Source organism: Nonomuraea polychroma (assembly GCF_004011505.1).
Lineage (GTDB): Bacteria > Actinomycetota > Actinomycetes > Streptosporangiales > Streptosporangiaceae > Nonomuraea > Nonomuraea polychroma.
Map to the genome: position 1 here is coordinate 6361164 of NZ_SAUN01000001.1, position 18287 is coordinate 6379450.

An 18287-nucleotide genomic window follows, 5' to 3' on the forward strand; every position below is an offset into this window, starting at 1 on the left:
GGCACACTGGGTGCCATGCTGGAAACCTCCGCCCGCCTGCTCAAACTGCTCTCCCTCCTCCAGGCGCACCGCGAATGGTCAGGCCCCGAGTTGTCGGCCCGGCTCGGGGTCTCCACCAGGACGATCCGCAACGACATCGAGCGCCTGCGCTCGCTCGGGTACCCCGTGCACGCCACGCCGGGGGTCGCGGGCGGCTACCGGCTGGGCGCGGGGGCCGCGCTTCCGCCGCTGCTGCTCGACGACGAGGAGGCCGTGGCGGTCGCGGTCGGGCTCGGCAGGGCGGCGGGCGGCGGCGTCGAGGGCATCGAGGAGACGTCGGTACGCGCCCTGGTCAAGCTGGAGCAGGTGCTGCCGTCCCGGCTGCGCCGCAGGGTGAACGCGCTGAACGCCTACACCGTGCAGATCCCCGGCAACGGCCCGTTGGTGTCCCCGGAGGTGCTGACCACGATCGCGAACGCGGCCCGCGACCACGAGCGCCTGCGTTTCGACTACACGGGCCACGACGGCGAGACCTCCGTGCGGAACGTCGACCCGTACCGCCTGGTGCACCGGCGGGGCCGCTGGTACCTCGTGGGATACGACGTCGAGCGGCAGGACTGGCGGACGTTCCGGGTGGACAGGGTGAGCCTGCGCACGCCGGGCGGGCCCCGGTTCGTCCCACGGGAGCTGCCCGAGAACGGCGACGTGGCGGCGTACGTGGAGAAGGGCGTCAACACGGCCATGTGGCGTCACCGCGGCACGGTGCTGCTGCACGCCCCGGCCGAGCAGGTCGCCGCGCTGCCGCTCGGGCTGGAGGTGGAGCCGCTCGACGACTCGACCTGCCTGCTCAAGCTCGGCGGTGACGACCTGAACGGCATGGCCGTGTGGATCGGGTTCATCGGCGTGGACTTCGAGGTGCTCGACCCGCCAGAGCTGGCCGAGACCGTGCTGCAACTGGCCGAGCGTTACCGGCGGGCGGTCAGCGACCGGTAAGGCCCCGGTCAGCGCGCACCCGCACGCTCGAGGGCATGAAGAACATGACGCAGGTCGCCGGCAGCGCGGGCGACTTCCAGCTCGTCCACCACGTCACGCTCACCGGGAGCCAGTTCGAGATCGGCCAGGCGCTCACCGAGGAGGCCCGCAGGCTCGGCTGGTCCCCCATGCCGGTCGATCCGGTCGTGGGCCGGGCCCGCAGGACCTGGTTCGAACGGCACTGGCCGCAGCAGCACGCCCGCATGGACGGCGCGGCGGCGGTCCTCGGCCTCGACCCCGACCAGGACGAGCTGGCCCTGGACGGCCTGAGCTTCGTCCCGGAGGGCTCGGGCTGCTCGGCCCTGTGGATCCCGCCGTCGGCGGCCACGGACGGCCACGGCCGGGTGGGCCGCAACTACGACTTCTTCCCCTGGACCACCAGCGAGATCATGGGCGGCACCCCGCGGCCCGACGAGCTGCCGATGGCCTCCCGCCCCTACGTGATCACGACGGTGCCCGACGAAGGGCTGTCCTCGACCGTGATCACCATGAACGAGTTCGACGGCTGCATGGACGGCATCAACGCGGCGGGCCTCGCGGTCATGCTGCTGATCGCCGACTTCGAGACCGCGGCGCCGCCGGAGAACGTCTCGCCGCAGGTCGGGCTGGCCAGCGTGCAGCTGCCCCGGTTCCTGGTCGAGACGTGCGAGAACGTCGACCAGGCCAAGCAGGCGCTGCTGGGCGCCAAGCACTACGACTACGGCACGCCCCTGCATTACCTGGTGGCCGACGCGGGCGGGCAGGCGTTCGTGTGGGAGCGCGGCAAGGACGGCAGCGAGCACATCATCGACGTCGGCGACGGCCCGCTGTGCGTCACGAACCATCTGCTGCACCGCAACCCGGACCCGATGAACCTCCCCGCGGACAGCGAGGCGTCGTTCGGCACGTTCGGCCGGCTGCGCACCTTGTACGAGCGCAGCAAGGGAGCCACCCTGTCACCTCAGGACCTGCGGGACAGCCTGCGGGCGGTCGCGCAGGCCGAGGACCCCGCCGTGCCGTTCCGCACGTTGTGGAGCACCGTCTTCGACACCGCCGACCGTACCCTGTCGACCCGCTTCTACCTGGGCGACGGCGGGCGCTACAGCGAGGAGCTGGTGTTCTCCGCCAGGTAGGCGGCGCGCACCTTGGAGCGCGACAACTTGCCGGTGGGCGTGCGCGGCAGCTGCGAGCGGTATTCGATCACCTTCGGCTGCTTGAACCTGGCGATGCGGGGCCCGCAGTGCTCCAGCAGCTCGGCGGTGAGCTCGGGCCCCGGCTCGATCCCCTCGGCGGGCTGCACGAGCGCGACCACGTTGTGACCCCACTCCTCGTCGGGCACTCCGATGACGGCCACGTCGGCCACCGCGGGGTGCTCGAGCAGGGCCGCCTCGATCTCGGCGGGGTAGATGTTCACCCCGCCGGAGACGATCAGGTCCGTCCGCCGGTCGCACAGGAACAGGTAGCCGTCCTCGTCCAGGTAGCCGATGTCGCCCGGGGCGTACCACTCCCCGCGCATGCTGGCGGCCGTCTTGGCCGGGTCCTTGCGGTACTCGAACGTGCCGAGGCTGGACTTGACGTAGATCATGCCGGGCTCGCCGGGCGGCAGTGCCTCGCCCGACTCGTCGAGGATCCTGACCTCGAACGTGGGCGCCGGCCGCCCCACGGTGCCCGGCTTGGCCAGCCACTCCTGGGGCTTGACGGCGAACGCGATCGTCGACTCGGTCGAGCCGTAGTACTCGTAGAGCACCGGCCCCCACCAGTCCATGATCCGCTGCTTGACCGCGACCGGGCAGGCCGCGGCCGTGTGGATCACCTGGCGCAGGCTGGAGACGTCGTATTTGGCACGGACGTCCTCCGGCAGCTGCAGCATGCGGTGGAACATGGTCGGGACCATCATCGCGTTGGACACCCGGTGCCGCTCGACGAGCTCCAGGATGTTGACCGGGTCGAACCGCGGCGCGATCACGACGGTGTGCCCGAGGTGCAGCGCGAACTGGGTGTGCGCGCAGGGCGAGGAGTGGTACATCGGCGAGGTCACCAGGTGCACCTCGTCGCCCGGCTTGAGATCCACGACCTCGCCGAGGAACCACGTGTACAGCGGCACGATCGCCTCCGGCGGGGAGCCGGGCAGCGGCCGCTGCACGCCCTTGGGGAAGCCGGTGGTGCCCGAGGTGTACCACATCACCGCACCCATCGTGCGGTCCGGAGGTGTGTCCGAGGGCTGCCCTTCGGCCAGCTCCGCCGTGCCGGTCTCGTCGGTGACGACGACCTTGGCGTCGCAGTCCTGGAGGATGTACGCGATCTCGGACGCGGTCAGATGCCAGTTGATCGGCACGTAGTAGAGGCCGATCTGGCCGGTCGCCATCAGCATGATCACCGCGTCGATGCCGTTGGGCAGCACACCCGCCACCACGTCCCCGGAGCCGAGCCCGCGGGCCCTGAGCCCGTGGGACACCTGGTTGACCCAGGCGAGCAGCTGCCCGTACGTGGTGTGGGTGCCGTCGGCGTCGATCACGGCGAGGCGGTCGGGGTCGGCGGCGGCGATGGCGTAGAAACCGGGAATCTCGCTCAGGTCCATCACAGCTCCAGCAGCTCGGCCAGGCGTGCGCGGTGGATGCGGGGCGGGCCCATCAGCACCTCGTCGGCCTTGGCCCGCTTGTAGAACAGGTGCGCGTCGTGCTCCCAGGTGAAGCCGATGCCGCCGTGCAGCAGCAGGTGGTCGCGGGCCACCTCGAAGCAGGCGCGTCCCACGTACGCCTGGGCGAGCGCGGCCGCGCCCGGCAGCTCGGCGGGTGACTCGTCGGCGGCCCAGGCCGCGTACCTGACGATGGACTCGGCCTGTTCGAGCTTGCAGTGCATGTCGGCGAGCTTGTGTTTGACGCCCTGATAGGAGCCGATGTAGCGGCCGAAGGCGACGCGGATCTTGGCGTACGCGACGATGGCGTCCAGCGCCGCTCGCATCACGCCGAGCTGCTCGGCCGCGAGCGCCACGCACAGCCGGTCGCCGATGCCCGTCTCCGGCTGCGGCCCGAGCACCCGGCACGGCGCGCCGTCCATGACCACCTGGGCCTGGCCGCGCGTGAGGTCGAGCGTCTCCAGGGCGGTCCTGGTCACGCCGGGGCCGGCCAGCTCGACGGCCACCATCACGACGCCGCCGGCCGTCCGCGCCGGGGCCACCAGCACGTCGGCCTCCATGCCGCTGAGGACCTGGGCGAGCGTCCCGCGCACGGTGGCGCCGTCGCCGGCGATCTCCTCGCCGGACAGCGTGGCCGTGATCCGGCCCTCGGCGATGCCCGTCAACAGCTCCTTGTCGGGCACCTTGGTCAGGGCGATCGCGGCGAACGTGGTGGCGAGGAACGGCCCCGGCAGCAGGGCCGCACCTGTCTCCTCCAGCGCGACGGCCAGGTCGGCCAGGCCCGCGCCGGCGCCGCCGTACTCCTCGGGAACGATCAGCCCCGACAGGCCGAGCTCGCCGTTGAGCCGGGCGTAGACCCGCCGGTCGTAGCCCTGGCGGACCTTGGGGAGCGGCGAGGCGGTGCGCAGGAAGGAGCGCACGGACTCGCGCAGCTGCTGCTGTTCCTGGCTGAGTGTGAGTTTCACGCCTGCGTCCCCACCTTCAGGTCCTTGAACGGCACGGTCTTGTCCACCCGGGGCTCGGGCGGCAGGCCGAGCACCCGGTCGCCCACGATGTTGCGCATGATCTCGTTGGTGCCGCCGCCCAGCGCCATACCCGGAGCCAGGGAGATCGCCTGGGCGAGCGGGTGGCCGGCCAGCACGGACTCCGGCCCGACCAGTTGCGTGGCCACATCCGCCTGGAACAACGTGAGCTCGGCCAGCAGCAGCTTGGCCGCGCTGCCGCGGGCGCCGGGGAAGAGGCCGGCCTCGGTCTCCTGGGCCAGGCGCTGGTTGAACAGCGCGAGCGCGCGGCTGCGGATGTGCAGCTCGACGAGCTGGTCGCGAACCAGCGGATCGCTGGTGTCCACGGCCTTGCGCAGCGCCTCGAACGAGGCCGGATTGTCCTTCTGCCCGCCCATGCCGACGCCGGCCGAGATCGACAGGCGCTCGTGCAGCAACGTCGTGACGGCCACGCTCCAGCCGTCGTTGACCTCGCCCACGCGGTGCTCGTCGGGGATCGTCACGTTGTCGAAGAAGATCTCGTTGAAGTTGGCCCTGCCCGACATGTCCTTGAGCGGCCTGACCGTCACGCCCGGGTGGTGCATGTCCACCACGAACATGGTGAGCCCCTTGTGCTTGGGCACGTCCACGTCGGTGCGGGCCAGCAGGAGGCCCCAGTCGGCGTGGTGGGCGACGGAGGTCCACACCTTCTGGCCGTTGACCACCCATTGGTCCCCGTCACGGACCGCCCTGGTCTGCAGGCTGGCCACGTCGCTGCCCGCGCCCGGCTCCGAGAAGAGCTGGCACCAGATCTCCTCGCCGCGCAGCAGCGGTCTCAGGAACCGCTCGCGTTGCGCGTCTGTGCCCCGGTCCATCACCGTCGGGCCGGTCATGCCGAGGCCGATCGAGAAGACGTACGTGGGGAGCGTGAAGTCGCGCGCCTCGGCGGCGAACGCGCGCTCCTCCGCCTGCGTCAGCCCCTGACCGCCCCATTGCTTGGGCCAGGTGATGCCCGAATAACCGGCGTCGTAGAGCTTGGCCATGAAGTGCTTGGCCCGGGTGATGGCGTCCCCCTCGGGCGGCTCGTCCGCCGGGACGTTTTCCTGGAGCCAGGCCCTGGCGGCACGCCGATACTCAGCAAGGTCCACGTCGTCCTCCTTGGTATCAGTGTCCACTTACTTTAGTCAGGCGACCGCACCACGCATAGAGCATTGCTCTGTTGCTCTTTTAGCCGGATCTATCCCGAAATCTCCGCTAATTCGATGCAAAGCCACCTAGTGTGATCATCTGATTACGGGAGGATAGGAGTGATCGCACGGCTGACACGTTCCATCCGCACGCGGCTGGCGTTGTTCGCCGGCGTCGCCACAGCGCTGGTCTGCCTGGTGTCGAGCTCGCTGCTGCTGTGGGCGGTGCACAGCACGGCCGTCGACATCCGCAGGAACGAGGTGATCGGCGCCGCCCTGCGCGTGGTCCACTTGATCAAGACGGACGAGCTCCCCACCATCCTCTCCTTGGACCTGGAGGGACTCCAGGTCGTCGACGCGAACGGCCAGGTCGCGGCCTCGACGCCGAACCTCGCCGGCTCACCCCGCATGACCACAGTCATCCCCGCCCCGGACAACACCAACCGGATGAGCACGGTATGCGACCTGCCCCAGTTCTCCGGCGATTGCCACATCCTGATCACTTTGCGCGTGTACGAGCCGGAGGGCGACTGGATGGTCTACGCCTTCGGCTCCATGGTCCCCTGGTACGTCCATCCGGCGGTGCTCGGTGTCCTGGCCTGCACCTCCGTCGCGCTGGTCGCGCTGGCCTGGTTCGGGGCCTCCCGGGTGGTGGCCGGGACGCTCGCGCCGGTGAACGAGATCACCGAGCGGCTCTCCGAGATCACCGGCGGCGACCAGAGCATGCGCGTGCCCGTGCCCGAGAACGCCGAGGAGATCAAGGCACTGGCGGAGACGGCGAATCGCACGCTCGCCCGGCTCGGGGACTCGATGGAGCAGCAGCGCAGGTTCACCTCCGACGCCTCGCACGACCTGCGCAGCCCGATCACCGCGATGCGCGCGGAGCTGGAGGAGGCCCTGCCGGCCACCGCCGAGGCCGCCAGGCCGCGCTCGAAACGGGTCCTCACCACGCTGCAGCCCGGCGTGATCGTCATGGGAGACCGGCTCAGGCTGGCCCGCCTGCTGACGAACCTGCTCGACAACGCCGAGCGGCACGCCGAGAGCACGATCGCCGTGACCGTCCGGCGGGACGGCGAGGCCGTGCTGGAGGTCCTCGACGACGGGGCGGGCATCGCCCCCGAACACCGCGAGGTCGTCTTCAGGCGCTTCGCCCGGCTGGACGCGGCACGCAATCGCGACGTCGGCGGCACCGGGCTGGGGCTGCCCATCGCCCGCCAGATCGCGGAGGCCCACGGGGGCACGCTCACGATCGAGGACTCCGAGAGGAGTGCCCGATTCGTGCTGCGAATACCGACCAGAAAGGACTGACGGGGCCCAAGAACGGGTAATGAAAGGTTTTCGACCGTGCCATTACCCTGATCAGGACGACGACCCGAAGGAGGAGCGGACCGACCAAAAAGCGGCAATCATGCCCGGTTTGTCCCATAAACACCAATGACTAGAAGTAAGAGTTACTCGCTGTGACGTCAGGTTTCAGCCGATTAAGGCGTGAGGATCTTCTCAAGACGGCCTGCGAGGTGATCGCGGAGCAGGGGTTCGGCCACACCAGGACCATCGACATCGCCAGAGCCGCCGGCGTCAGCCAGGCCCTCCTCTTCTACCATTTCGAGACCAAGGAACGGCTGTTCGCGCAGGCCTTCACGTATGCGGCCCGCCTCCACATGAACGCGCTCGACGACATCGAACGCTCCACGGGCACACCGCACCAACGGCTGGTCACCCTGCTCAGGCTCTGCTCCCCCGCCATCCCCACGGAAGGCTGGCGGTTGTGGATCGACGCCTGGGGCGAGGCGATGCGCAGCCCGGAGCTGGAAGAGATCTCGCGGCGCATCGACACGCAGGGCCGACTGCTGCTGCGCGCGATCATCGAGGCCGGCGTGGAGTGCGGCGAGTTCGACTGCGGCGACCCCGACGGGGCGGCGTGGCGGCTCTTCGCCCTCATCGACGGGTTCGCGATCCAGACGCATGTGCATCCCAAAGCACTGTCGCGGCGGCGCGTCAACGTGCTCATCCGCGAGGCGGCGGCGCACGAGCTCGGGGTGCCGCCGGAAAAGCTGTGACGCCTCCCTTTCCGAGTTATTGGACGCTGCATACAATACTCGGCAAGGAGAGGAGTGCACGCGATGACACCTGCACCGAGCACACCTGCACCGAGCTCTACTGCCGCCAGGGAACGCGACGAGCGGGTCGCGAACCGCAGCGCCTACGAAGCGGTCATCGAACGCCTCTCGAAGGCGTCGGTCGACAAACACTGGGAGCCGTACCGGGACATCCCGTGGGACGATCCGGAGTTCCTGGTGGACCCTGCCGACCCGCGGTGGGAGCTGCCCGAGGTGGACAAGCTCGGCGGCCATCCCTGGTACCGCAGCCGTCCTCCGGAGGTGCGCGCCACGATCGGGTTGTGGCGGGTGGCCACCGCCATGAAGATCGGGCTGCAGTTCGAGAACCTGCTCAAGCGCGGCCTGCTCAACTACGCCTACCGGTTGCCGAACGGGTCGCCCGAGTTCCGGTACGTCTACCACGAGACCATCGAAGAGGGACATCACGGGATGATGTTCCAGGAGTTCGTGAACCGTACCGGTCTGCCGATCCGCGGCATGCCGGGGCCGCTGTCGGCGGTCGCCCAGGTGGCGCCGTGGATCCCGCTGATCTCGACCGAGCTGTTCTTCGTGTTCGTGCTGGGCGGCGAGGACCCGATCGACCACGTGCAGCGCAAGGTGCTGAAGGACGGCCGGGCGCACCACCCGCTCGAAGAGACGATCATGCGCATCCACATCGCGGAGGAGGCCAGGCACATCTCGTTCGCCCGGCACTACCTGCGTGACCGGGTGCCCCGGATGCCCGCGTACCGGCGCTTCATGCTCGGCATCGCCGCGCCGATCGTCCTCGGCGTGATGGCCCGCATCATGCTGGCGCCTCCGCTCGCGATGATCAAGCACTTCAGGATCCCCTCGAACGTGGTCTCCGAGGTCTACCTGCGCAACACGGCCGCCAAGAACGAGATCCGCGAGTCCGTCGGCAAGACACGGGAGCTGTGCGCCGAGCTGGGGCTGGTCAACGCGCTCACCCGGCGGATCTGGCGAGCCATGGGGATCTGGGCGGATCCGCACTGACCGGCTTGGCGCGTTCCGGGCCCGGCTGGGACGCCTCAGGCGGGGGCGCGCCTGGCGATCAGGACCTCCGTCGCCTCCACGTGCTCCCACCTGCCTGACGGGTTGCTCGCGAGCAGCGCTTTCCGCACCGCGTCGGTGAACGCCTCCAGCCGGTCGCCGAGGTGGGCGGGGGCGGAGAAGGAGTAGGACAGCTGCAGGCCGATCACGGCGTCCAGGTCATAGGCGAGGCGGCGCTCGTACACGGTCGAGCTCAGGTCCCGGAAGGGCGAGGTCGCCAGCACGTCGTGATGGTGCTCGCCGGTCGCCTGGTAGGAGTTCGTGGCCCTCATCGGGCCCAGGCCGAACTCCGCGCGTACCCGCCGCATCGTGGGCTCCCATGGGTCCTCGCCGGGATCGCGGCCAGGGCCGACGAGCGCCACGACGCCGTCCGGCGGGAGCAGCTCATCGAGTTCGGCCAGCACCGTCCTGCGGTCCATCCAGTGGAACGACCTGCCCATGACCACGTGGTCGAACGGCGGCAACGTGCGCAGCATCGTGGAGTCGCCGCGCAACCAGCGGATGTCGGGCACCTCCGCGGCCAGGCGCCTGCCCTCGGCGAGCATCTCCTCGTCCGGGTCGACGGCCGTGACCTCCCGGACGTGGCGGGCCAGCGGGATCGCCACCGTTCCTGGACCGCAGCCGAGGTCGAGCACACTGCTGTCCGGGCCGAACGTGGTGGCCAGGTGCTCGATGGCCTGCTCGCCGTGGCCGGCCCGGTATCTGGCGTAATACGGCGCCGCGCCGCCGAACAGGTCGGTCATGGGTGGCACCATATACGGGTTCGGGACACGTCAGATGTCCCAGCGGTTTGGTTCGGAAGTTCGTTCGACGGAAGGCTTCAGCTTTTGAGGCGGCTACTGATGGTCCTGCTGCTCGCCTGCGTCGCGGTGGGGCTCCTCCCGCCCGCCGCCCACGCGCACAACGTGCTGATCGGCAGCGATCCCAAGGACGGGGCCACGCTGACGGCCTCGCCCGAGCGGGTGACGCTGCTGTTCGACCAGGCGGTGCGGCAGGGGTACGCGCAGGTGGGCGTGACGGGGGCGGACGGGTCCGCGTGGGCCGACGGGGAGGCGGTGGTCGCCGCCGAGCGCGTGTCCGTGAAGGTCAAGCCGTTGCCGGCCGGGGGGTCGTACGTGGTGGGGTACCGGATCCTGTCGGCCGACGGCCATCCGGTGACCGGGAAGATCACCTTCAGGCTGACCGCGGACGCCTCTGGTCAACCGTCCCCCAGCTCCGCCGCCACTGCACCCGGAACCACCGCCGGCGAGATCCCCCAGAGCTCCGGCGCCGACGCGTCCGGGGCCGGCACCGGGGAGGTCGCCGGAGACTCCAGCGCGGAGGCCACTGAGGCGGCGGCGAACGGCGGGGCCGGGATGGCCGTGGTGTGGATCGTGGGCGCGCTGCTGGTACTGGCCGCAGGCACGGCCGTGGCCCTACGCCGCGCTCCTTCGCCCCGCACCGCCCCGACCAGCCTCACCGCCCCGACCGGCCTCACCGCCACCGCTCCGGGCGGCGAAGCCTACGCACCGGGTGGCAAGCCCGATGAGGCGGCGGGCGACGTGCAGGTGCCTAGGAGGCGGTCGTGACGGTCAGTGCTCCGCCTCTCCCCCGCGAGCGCGTCGGCGGCCGGCTGGTGGCCGGCGGGTTCGGGGTGTGCGCCGTCGTCGCGGCCGTGGCGGCGAGTTCGTTCACCGGTCAGGAGCCGGTGCCCGGCATTCCCCTGCCGGGTCCCCTCGTGTCGGCGGGCCTGCCGATCGTCCGGGTCCTGCTCGACGTGGCCGCCGTGGCGGTGGTCGGGCTCAGTCTGCTGCCGAAGCTGCTCGGGTTCGACGACCCCGAGCGTACGGAGCCGGTACTGCTCAGGGTGCGGCCGCTGGCCGTCATGGCCGCCTGGGCGTGGGCGATCTGCGCCTTGCTGACGATCGTGTTCCAGACGGCGGAGCTGAACCCGGGTGCTGTGCCGACGTTCGGGATGATCGCCGCATATGTCGGCGATGTCGGCACAGGCCAGGGCCTGCTGTTCAGTGCCGCATGCGCGCTGGCGGCGGCCGGCATCGGGCTGATGGCGGTGCGGTTCGGCGAGAAGGTGCCGGCCGAACTGCGGGTGATCGTGGCGCTGTTCGGGTTGCTGCCGATCCCCGTCACCGGGCACGCCGTGAACTCGGTCTGGCACGACCCCATCATGGTCTCGATGGAGATCCACGTGATGGGCGCGGCGGCGTGGACCGGCGGGCTGGTGGCGACGGCCGTGTTCCTGGCGCCGCACAGGGAGCTCCTGGCCGTGGTGCTGCCGAAGTTCTCCAGGATGGCGACGGTGTGCCTGCTCCTGGTAGGCCTGTCAGGTCTGATCACCGGGCTGGGCACGATGGCGCTGACGCCGGGTGTGACGTTGCCCGGCGCGATCGTGACCAGCCCGTACGGAGTGCTGGTGGTGGTCAAGACGGTGCTGGTGGCGGCGTTGGTGCCGCTGGCCGCGCACATCCGGTTCCGTCTGCTCCCCGCCGTACGCCAGGGCCGGCCCACCGCCCTGGTGGGGTGGGCGGCGGCCGAGGCGTCCGTGATGGGACTGGCTTACGGGGTGGCGGTGGCGATCACGCGGGCCTCCATCGTCTGACGGTCGCGTCTCTGCGCGATCCACTCGACGGCCAGCCAAGCGGCCAGCAGGCCGAGCCCGGCCCAGAGGGCGGACGACGTGGCCAGGGGAGGCGCGCCCAGCAGCCCGTCCTGGCCCGTGGCGGCGCCGTACACCGGACCCATGACCGCGCTCTGCGCCATCAGCGTGCCGTACGCGGCGGCGGTGGCGCCGACGGCTCCCAGGACGGCGCGCGCCACCGGCATCCGTACCAGGAATGCGACGTCGACCAGGAGCCCGGCCACGATCAAGAAGAACGGCACCGCCGACGGCGGGAACCCGGTGAACGTCAGCAGCGGCCAGATCAGCGTCCTGAACCCCACGTAGCCGGCGGCCACGAGGGTGGCCGCGCCGAACCTGCCGACGAGTAACCGCGCCACGACCAGCACCGACACCCCGGCCACCACCGCGTAGACCGGGTAGAGGAAGTCCGGCACGGGCAGGGCGAAGGCGGTCATCATCATCCGGTCCACCGGCCGTCCCATCTGGTCGGCGGCGAACTGGAGCAGGATCGGCTCGGCGTAGGTGGCCCCGTTGTCCCAGGCGCCGATCGACAGGATGCCGTATTCCTGGTGCTGCTCGGGGAAGTGCACGTTTTCCAGGAAGAACGCGAAGAACGCCCCCAACACGACCGTACGTTCCCTGCCCGGGGGTGCTCCCATGAACCAGCCGCGGATCACCCCGGCGATCATGAAGAACGTTCCAACGTACAACATGATGTGCGACGGGCTCCACGAGGTGATGTCGAGCCCGTTGACGCGGTGGTTGATCAGGTCGAGCGGGACCGCGACGAGGAAGATCCCGGTGCCCCACTGGATCGTCCTGAGCGCGACCTTGTCGACGCCGTAGCCGGTGTAGCCGTGGATGATCGTCAGTGCGAGTGCGAGGGCCGTGCCGGCGGAGTTGAGCAGGTGCGGCGGGGCGAGGTCGTCACGCAGCCACTTGAAGTGCCACGAGACGTCCCAGGCCGAGCCGAGCACCTTGAGCGTGAACGCCCCCAGCCAGCCGAAGTAGAGCACTCTGAACAGGTCCTGCGGCGTCTCGCGCCCCGCCTGGCCTCTGGTCCAGTACGGCAAGGCCCACTCTGCGGCCTTCTTGAACGATGCTGGAGACTTCACGGGAACGAATCTTACGGTCATCGCGGGGCCGGTCTGCGATGACCGTTCAGGTAGCCGGGGCGGCGGCTCGCAACGAGTACATGAGAGGGATCTTGGGCGCGCCATCCGGCAGGCGGTAGCCGGTGCCGTCGTCGGCCAACGTGGCGAAGCGGCGGAAGAGCGTGCGATCGTGCTCGTGCACGAACTCCACCCGCAGCCCGGCCGCCGCCACCGCGCTGACGACCTCGCCGAGACCGTGCTGGAACTGCACGGAGGTCCGGTGCTCGGCCAGCTCGCCGCCGGTGTAGGTGTACGGCTCCTCCCAGACCTGTGGGCCACGGGCGAAGTAGTCGTGGGTGACCTTGGTGCCGGTCTCGTCGTCCAGGATGTCGGCGAACGGGTGGAACTCCGCGAGGTAGAGGAACCCGCCAGGCTTGAGGAGCGCGGCGACCGTCTCGGCCCACCGGGTGAGGTCGGGGAGCCACACCAGGGCGCCGATGCCGGTGTAGACGACGTCGTAGGTCTCGCCGAGCGCCTCGGCCGCGTCGTAGACGTCAGCGGTGACGAACCTCGCCCGGATGCCGCACCCGGCCGCGATCCGCCTGGCCTGGTCGATGGCGGCGGGCGAGAAGTCGAGACCGGTAACCTCGGCGCCGAGCCTGGCCCAGGAGAGCGTGTCCAGGCCGAAGTGGCACTGCAGGTGCGCCAGGCGGCGGCCGGACACGTCGCCCACCTCCGCGACCTCGAACGGCCTCAGAACGCTCCGGCCGCTCGCCGTGAAGTCCTCGACGTCGTAGAAGGCGCTGCTGACGTGGATGGGGACGCGCGCGTTCCAGTTGGCCCTGTTCGTCTCGAGGTAATCCATGGCGCCCGAGCGTAAAGGAGGGGCGGATCAGGGCGCCTCCGGTTATTCATCGGGGGCGCAGGCGTACGGGGAGGTGTTTGAGTCCGTAGTTGGACGTAGGCGGCTCGGGGCGCCCGCGAGTTCGACGTCCCAGGAGAGCAGCTCACTGAAGATCGCGTGGAACTGGGCGCGGGCCAGGTGGGGCGCCGAGGCAGAAGTGCGGGCCGAAGCCGAAGCTGACGTGGTCGTTCGGGTGCGGGACTCTTCCCACTTGTCCACAGGACGGTTGCTCCGCGGCTCGCGGGGGCGGCCGGGCGTGCATGATGAGCGCGTGACTCCCGAAGACGCAGAGGCGATGCTCCAGGACTACTTCGCCCCCTGGATCCAGCAGCTCGGATTGCTCGTGGAGGAGGTGGGCGAGCGCCATACGGTCGTGCGGCTGCCGTGGTCCGACGACCTGGCACGCGAGGGCGGCGGGCTGTCCGGCCAGGCGATGATGGCGGCCGCCGACACGGCCACGGCGCTCGCCATCGCCTCGGCTCGGGGCGAGTTCGTGCCGATGACCACGGTGCAGCAGTCCACGACGTTCCAGCGGCCCGTGGTGGGCAAGGACGTGCTGATCGACGTCCGCATCACGAAACTGGGGCGCACCCTGGCCTTCTCGGAGATCACGCTCACGGCCGAGGGCAGCGCGGAGACGGCCGCCCGCGCCACGGCGGTCTACGCCATCCTGGGCTGACGTTGTGATCTTCGCGATTTCGCAGCTCAACAGCATCGGACGGCACACGGGCGACGCGGCGGCGAGCTCGTCTCAGGGATCTCTCAGGTGCGGAAAGTAGGCTCCTCGTCATGAAGCGTGTGGCCGCGCTGGTAGCGGCACTCGCCCTCATCGGGGTGACGACGTGGCTGGTGTGGCCGTCGGATCCTGAGGTGCGGGCCCAGGACCAGAAGATAACCGTCGTCGACGGACCAGCCGACGACCAACGGATAGAGCTCGACACGACGTTCTTCCCGCCGCCAGGGGGCGGGAAGGCGCCTGCCGTGCTGATCGGCCACGGTTTCGGCGGAAGCAAGCAGAGCGTCAGGGAGCAGGCGATCCGCGTCGCGCAGGACGGCTACGCGGTGCTGACGTGGTCGGCGCGCGGATTCGGCCGCTCGACCGGCGAGATCGCGCTCAACTCGCCCGACTATGAGGTCAAGGACGTCAAGCAGCTGATCGACTGGCTGGCCAAGCGTCCCGAGGTCCTGCTCGACGCCACGAACGACCCGCGCGTGGGCATCGTGGGAGGCTCGTACGGCGGCGCCATCGCCCTCATGACGGCGGCCCACGACCAGCGGGTCGACGCGATCGTGCCGCAGATCACCTGGTCCGACCTGGCCGACGCCCTCTTCCCCAACGCGGCCGTCCAGACTCCCTCGGCCACGACCACCACGAGCCAGGCCGCCTCGGCCACGACCACCGCCGCCGGCTTGGGACAGCCTGAGAGCGGCGTGTTCAAGCGCATGTGGGCAGGCATCTTCTTCGGTCAGGGCGTCTCACTGGAGAGCTTCGCGCTGCAGGGCCAGGGGCAGCGGCAGGCGGCCGCGCCGCTGACGCCCCAGCAGGCGCGCTGCGGCAGGTTCCTGCCGGCGATCTGCGACATCTACCAGCAGGTCGCCAAGGACGGAAAGGCCACACCGGAGGCCGTCGCCCTGCTGCGCAAGTCGAGCCCCATCACCGTGGCCGGCCAGATCAAGGCGCCCACGCTGCTCCTGCAGGGCCAGCGGGACTCGTTGTTCCCGATCAGCCACGCCGACGCCAACGCCAAGGCGATCGCCGCCGCCGGCACCCCGGTCAGCCTGGCGTGGTTCGACGGCGGGCACGACGGCGGCAACGGGGAGGCCGACTGGCTCTTCGAGCAGTCCTCGGCCTGGTTCGCCCGCTATCTGAAGGGCGACGGCTCGGCTCAGACGGCCTCGCCGGTCAGCGCCTTCACGGTGACGCGCGACGGCGGCCGCGACCCCGGCACGCGCCAGCGCATCCGCCTGCACCCGGAGGCCGCCTCCTACCCCGGCCTCGCGGGCACCGACACCACGACCGTGGAGCTGAGCGGCCCCGAGCAGAGCATCGTCAACCCGCCCGGCGGCGCCCCCGCCTCCATCTCGACCGTGCCGGGCATCGGCGGCCTGCTGGGCGGCCAGAACACCGGCGGCATCTCGATCGACATGCCCGGCCAGAGCGCCGCGTTCGAATCGGCGCCCCTCACCGCCCCGCTCCAGCTGACGGGCAGCACCACAGCCAAGATCACGGTGTCGGGCAAGGGCGAGGCGACGCTGTTCGCGAAGGTATACGACGTGGCCGACACCACGCAGCCGCCGACCTTGCCCGCCGGGCTGGTGGCGCCCATCCGGGTGACGATCCCGGAGGGCGCAGGCAGCGTGGAAGCCACGATCACCCTGCCCGCCGTGGACCACCGCTTCGCCGTCGGCCACCGGGTCCGCCTGGTGGTGACCACGACGGACATGGGGTTCGCCACTCCTGCCGAGCCCGCCACCTATCAGGTGTCGCTGGCCTCCCCCGCCCTCGCCGTCCCGACGGTGCGCACGCTCGCCGCCCCGCCGGCCGGGGTCGCGTGGTGGGTGTGGGCGATGCCGCTGGCCGCCGTGGTGATCGCCGCCGCCCTGCTGGCGACCGGCCGCGCCTCGACCCTCGCGCCGGCAGGCGCCCGGGTGCGCCGCAGGGCCGTGCCCACAGCGGACGGCAGCCCGAACGGCCAGAAGCTCGATGCGCTCGATCTCAGCCCCAACGGCCAGACCCACGACACGACCGGCCACACAAACGGACACGCGAAGGACGACACGATCGTCCGAGCGACCGGCAGCGCGAAGGACGACTCGGCCGGCCACGCGACCGGCAGCGCGAAGGACGACTCGGCAGGCCACGCGACCGACACGACCGCACATGCGCCGCACGGCAGCGATGACCACGACGGGACGGGCAACGGGACTGGCGCGTCGCGGGATGTGCCCGCCGTCGTCACCGCCCGAAGCGCCCACGACGACCCGCCCGCACAGGGTGGCGAGCCGGTGCCGCTGGAGATCAGGGGCCTGACGAAGGCTTACAGGAACGGGGAGCCGGCCGTCGACGGGCTGTCGTTCCGGGTCGAGAAGGGCCAGGTGCTGGGCCTGCTCGGGCCGAACGGCGCGGGCAAGACGACCACGATGCGGATGATGATGGGACTCATCCGGCCGGACGACGGCGAGATCCGGATCTTCGGCGACCGGGTGACGCCCGGGGCGCCGGTGCTGTCCAGGCTCGGGTCGTTCGTCGAGGGACCCGGTTTCCTGCCGCACCTGTCCGGCCGGGACAACATCGAGCTCTACTGGGCCGCCACCGGACGCCCGGCCGCCGACGCGCACTTCGACGAGGCGCTGGAGATCGCGGGCCTGGGCAAGGCGCTGGAACGTGCCGTACGCACCTACTCCCAGGGCATGCGGCAGCGGCTGGCCATCGCGCAAGCCATGCTTGGACTGCCGGACCTGCTCGTGCTCGACGAGCCCACCAACGGTCTCGACCCACCCCAGATCAGGGAGATGCGCGAGGTGCTCAAACGCTACGCGCGCGACGGCCGTACCGTGATCGTCTCCAGTCACATGCTCGCCGAAGTGGAGCAGACCTGCAGCCACGTCGTGGTCATGCACCGCGGCCGGCTGGTCTCCAGCGGGCCGGTGTCGCGGCTGCTCACGTCGGCCTCCGCTGGGGCCTCCACCGGCAATGGGCACGGGCCGCGGCTGGAAGACGTGTTCCTCGACCTCATTGGAGACAAGTCATGACCGCCGCGCCGGGCTACGCGCCCCGCCGCACGCTGCCGCTGCGGGTGGAGATCATCAGGCAGTTCAAGCGGCGGCGGACGATGGTCATGTTCGGGCTGCTGCTGGCGCTGCCGTGGATCCTGGTGATCGCCTTCCAGTTCGGGCCGCAGTCCAGCGGTCAGCAGCAGTCGTCGCTGCGCATCTCGGACCTGGCGACGGCGAGCGGGCTCAACTTCGCGGCGTTCGCCCTGTCGGTGTCGGCCAGTTTCCTGCTGGTGGTGGCGGTCGCCCTGTTCTGCGGCGACACCGTCGCCAGCGAGGCCAACTGGTCGTCGCTGCGTTATCTGCTGGCCGCGCCGATTCCGCGGGACCGGCTGCTGCGGCAGAAGCTGATCGTGGCGCTGGGCTACTCGGCGGCGGCCGTGATCTGTCTGCCGCTGATGGCGCTGCTGGCGGGCACGCTGGCGTTCGGGTGGAACGACATCCAGGTGCCCGGCACGGGTGAGATGATCCCGGCGCTCGACGTGCTGCCGCGCTTCGGCATCGTGATCGGCTACGCCCTGGTGAGCCAGCTCGTGGTGGCGGCGCTGGCGTTCTTCATCTCGACCGTCACCGACTCGCCGCTGGGCGCGGTCGGCGGGGCGGTCGGGCTCTGGATCGTCTGCAACATCCTGCAGGCGGTCGAGGCGCTGGGCGTGCTGCGCGAGTTCCTGCCCACGTTCTGGAACAACGCCTGGCTCGACGCCCTGGCGCCGGAGCTGGACTGGAGCGGCATGGCCAAGGGCGCTTCGGTGTCGATCACGTACGCGGCCATCCTGATCGCGGTGGCCTTCCGCCGCTTCCGCCGCAAGGACGTGGTCAGCTAGCGGATCGCGGCGAGCGGGAGCGCGAGATCCGAGGGGCGCCCCGGCGGTCGCGCGGAGAGGGCGCCACCGCAACGGAAGCGCCCGGCCGACGGGCGCGCAGCGGCGGCAGTCG

The 18287-nt window shown here is 70.5% G+C and carries 16 protein-coding genes; 10 read left to right on the top strand and 6 right to left on the bottom strand.

Translation table 11 applies throughout. The features are described from left to right. The first annotated feature begins 15 nt into the window (after positions 1 to 15). The gene (locus EDD27_RS29010) at positions 16 to 972 is read left to right on the top strand and encodes a helix-turn-helix transcriptional regulator (RefSeq protein WP_127935201.1); all 957 of its coding nucleotides are present in this window, start codon (positions 16 to 18) and stop codon (positions 970 to 972) included. 35 nt (positions 973 to 1007) lie between these two features. Further along, positions 1008 to 2123, top strand: a complete 1116-nt coding sequence (locus EDD27_RS29015) for a C45 family autoproteolytic acyltransferase/hydrolase (RefSeq protein ID WP_206641699.1) — start codon at positions 1008 to 1010, stop codon at positions 2121 to 2123. On the opposite strand, the gene EDD27_RS29020 is transcribed toward EDD27_RS29015, so the two are convergent. The 3 genes from EDD27_RS29020 to EDD27_RS29030 are packed head-to-tail and all read right to left on the bottom strand — an operon-like array spanning position 2090 to position 5753. Further along, positions 2090 to 3568 (bottom strand): AMP-binding protein, encoded by a 1479-nt coding sequence (locus EDD27_RS29020; RefSeq protein WP_127935202.1) that lies wholly within the window; start codon positions 3566 to 3568, stop codon positions 2090 to 2092. The genes EDD27_RS29015 and EDD27_RS29020 overlap by 34 nt on opposite strands. After that, a complete protein-coding gene (locus EDD27_RS29025) occupies positions 3568 to 4590 on the bottom strand; it encodes an acyl-CoA dehydrogenase family protein (RefSeq protein WP_127935203.1) in 1023 nt (340 codons plus the stop codon). Before EDD27_RS29025 ends, EDD27_RS29020 begins: the two co-directional genes overlap by 1 nt. Further along, positions 4587 to 5753 carry an acyl-CoA dehydrogenase family protein gene (locus tag EDD27_RS29030; RefSeq protein ID WP_127935204.1) on the bottom strand — a complete coding sequence of 389 codons (1167 nt, stop codon included), beginning with the start codon at positions 5751 to 5753 and terminating at the stop codon, positions 4587 to 4589. The genes EDD27_RS29025 and EDD27_RS29030 overlap by 4 nt, the downstream gene beginning before the upstream one ends. Before the next feature lie 159 nt (positions 5754 to 5912). Here EDD27_RS29030 and EDD27_RS29035 point away from each other — a divergent pair, with 159 nt between their 5' ends. From EDD27_RS29035 to EDD27_RS29045, 3 genes are all read left to right on the top strand, one after another. Beyond that, complete coding sequence (locus EDD27_RS29035) at positions 5913 to 7100, top strand: sensor histidine kinase (RefSeq protein WP_241564314.1); 1188 nt, start codon at positions 5913 to 5915, stop codon at positions 7098 to 7100. A gap of 152 nt (positions 7101 to 7252) precedes the next feature. Continuing rightward, a complete protein-coding gene (locus EDD27_RS29040; RefSeq protein WP_127935205.1) occupies positions 7253 to 7852 on the top strand; it encodes a TetR/AcrR family transcriptional regulator in 600 nt (199 codons plus the stop codon). Positions 7853 to 7915: 63 nt separating this feature from the next. Beyond that, positions 7916 to 8905, top strand: coding sequence for an AurF N-oxygenase family protein (locus tag EDD27_RS29045; protein ID WP_127935206.1), 990 nt, complete (start codon positions 7916 to 7918; stop codon positions 8903 to 8905). Between the two features lie 35 nt (positions 8906 to 8940). Here EDD27_RS29045 and EDD27_RS29050 read toward each other — a convergent pair whose 3' ends face one another. Then, positions 8941 to 9705: a class I SAM-dependent methyltransferase gene (locus EDD27_RS29050; protein WP_164903831.1), complete on the bottom strand. Its 765-nt coding sequence runs from the start codon at positions 9703 to 9705 to the stop codon at positions 8941 to 8943. 84 nt (positions 9706 to 9789) lie between these two features. On the opposite strand from EDD27_RS29050, the gene EDD27_RS29055 reads away from it, so the two are divergent. Both EDD27_RS29055 and EDD27_RS29060 read left to right on the top strand, forming a co-directional pair. After that, complete coding sequence (locus EDD27_RS29055; protein ID WP_127935208.1) at positions 9790 to 10530, top strand: copper resistance CopC family protein; 741 nt, start codon at positions 9790 to 9792, stop codon at positions 10528 to 10530. Further along, positions 10527 to 11558 carry a copper resistance D family protein gene (locus EDD27_RS29060; RefSeq protein WP_127935209.1) on the top strand — a complete coding sequence of 344 codons (1032 nt, stop codon included), beginning with the start codon at positions 10527 to 10529 and terminating at the stop codon, positions 11556 to 11558. Before EDD27_RS29055 ends, EDD27_RS29060 begins: the two co-directional genes overlap by 4 nt. Here EDD27_RS29060 and EDD27_RS29065 read toward each other — a convergent pair. Both EDD27_RS29065 and EDD27_RS29070 read right to left on the bottom strand, forming a co-directional pair. After that, complete coding sequence (locus tag EDD27_RS29065; RefSeq protein WP_241564315.1) at positions 11516 to 12694, bottom strand: hypothetical protein; 1179 nt, start codon at positions 12692 to 12694, stop codon at positions 11516 to 11518. The genes EDD27_RS29060 and EDD27_RS29065 overlap by 43 nt on opposite strands. Positions 12695 to 12740: 46 nt before the next feature. Then, positions 12741 to 13538, bottom strand: a complete 798-nt coding sequence (locus EDD27_RS29070) for a class I SAM-dependent methyltransferase (protein WP_127935210.1) — start codon at positions 13536 to 13538, stop codon at positions 12741 to 12743. Positions 13539 to 13848: 310 nt separating this feature from the next. Here EDD27_RS29070 and EDD27_RS29075 point away from each other — a divergent pair, with 310 nt between their 5' ends. The 3 genes from EDD27_RS29075 to EDD27_RS29090 all read left to right on the top strand — a co-directional run bounded on the left by EDD27_RS29075 (position 13849) and on the right by EDD27_RS29090 (position 18175). Next, complete coding sequence (locus tag EDD27_RS29075) at positions 13849 to 14256, top strand: PaaI family thioesterase (RefSeq protein WP_206641700.1); 408 nt, start codon at positions 13849 to 13851, stop codon at positions 14254 to 14256. A 110-nt stretch (positions 14257 to 14366) separates the two neighbouring features. Further along, positions 14367 to 17330: an alpha/beta fold hydrolase gene (locus EDD27_RS56990; RefSeq protein ID WP_241564316.1), complete on the top strand. Its 2964-nt coding sequence runs from the start codon at positions 14367 to 14369 to the stop codon at positions 17328 to 17330. Beyond that, complete coding sequence (locus EDD27_RS29090) at positions 17327 to 18175, top strand: ABC transporter permease (RefSeq protein WP_127935211.1); 849 nt, start codon at positions 17327 to 17329, stop codon at positions 18173 to 18175. Before EDD27_RS56990 ends, EDD27_RS29090 begins: the two co-directional genes overlap by 4 nt. Positions 18176 to 18287: the final 112 nt, after the last annotated feature.

Excerpts from the sequence above, each read along its gene's own strand:
- EDD27_RS29050 (WP_164903831.1), bottom strand. The coding sequence starts at position 9,705 with ATGACCGACCTGTTCGGCGGCGCGGCGCCGTATTACGCCAGATACCGG.
- EDD27_RS56990 (WP_241564316.1), top strand. The coding sequence starts at position 14,367 with ATGAAGCGTGTGGCCGCGCTGGTAGCGGCACTCGCCCTCATCGGGGTG.
- EDD27_RS29045 (WP_127935206.1), top strand. The coding sequence starts at position 7,916 with ATGACACCTGCACCGAGCACACCTGCACCGAGCTCTACTGCCGCCAGG.
- EDD27_RS29020 (WP_127935202.1), bottom strand. The coding sequence starts at position 3,568 with ATGGACCTGAGCGAGATTCCCGGTTTCTACGCCATCGCCGCCGCCGAC.
- EDD27_RS29010 (WP_127935201.1), top strand. The coding sequence starts at position 16 with ATGCTGGAAACCTCCGCCCGCCTGCTCAAACTGCTCTCCCTCCTCCAG.
- EDD27_RS29070 (WP_127935210.1), bottom strand. The coding sequence starts at position 13,538 with ATGGATTACCTCGAGACGAACAGGGCCAACTGGAACGCGCGCGTCCCC.
- EDD27_RS29015 (WP_206641699.1), top strand. The coding sequence starts at position 1,008 with ATGAAGAACATGACGCAGGTCGCCGGCAGCGCGGGCGACTTCCAGCTC.
- EDD27_RS29090 (WP_127935211.1), top strand. The coding sequence starts at position 17,327 with ATGACCGCCGCGCCGGGCTACGCGCCCCGCCGCACGCTGCCGCTGCGG.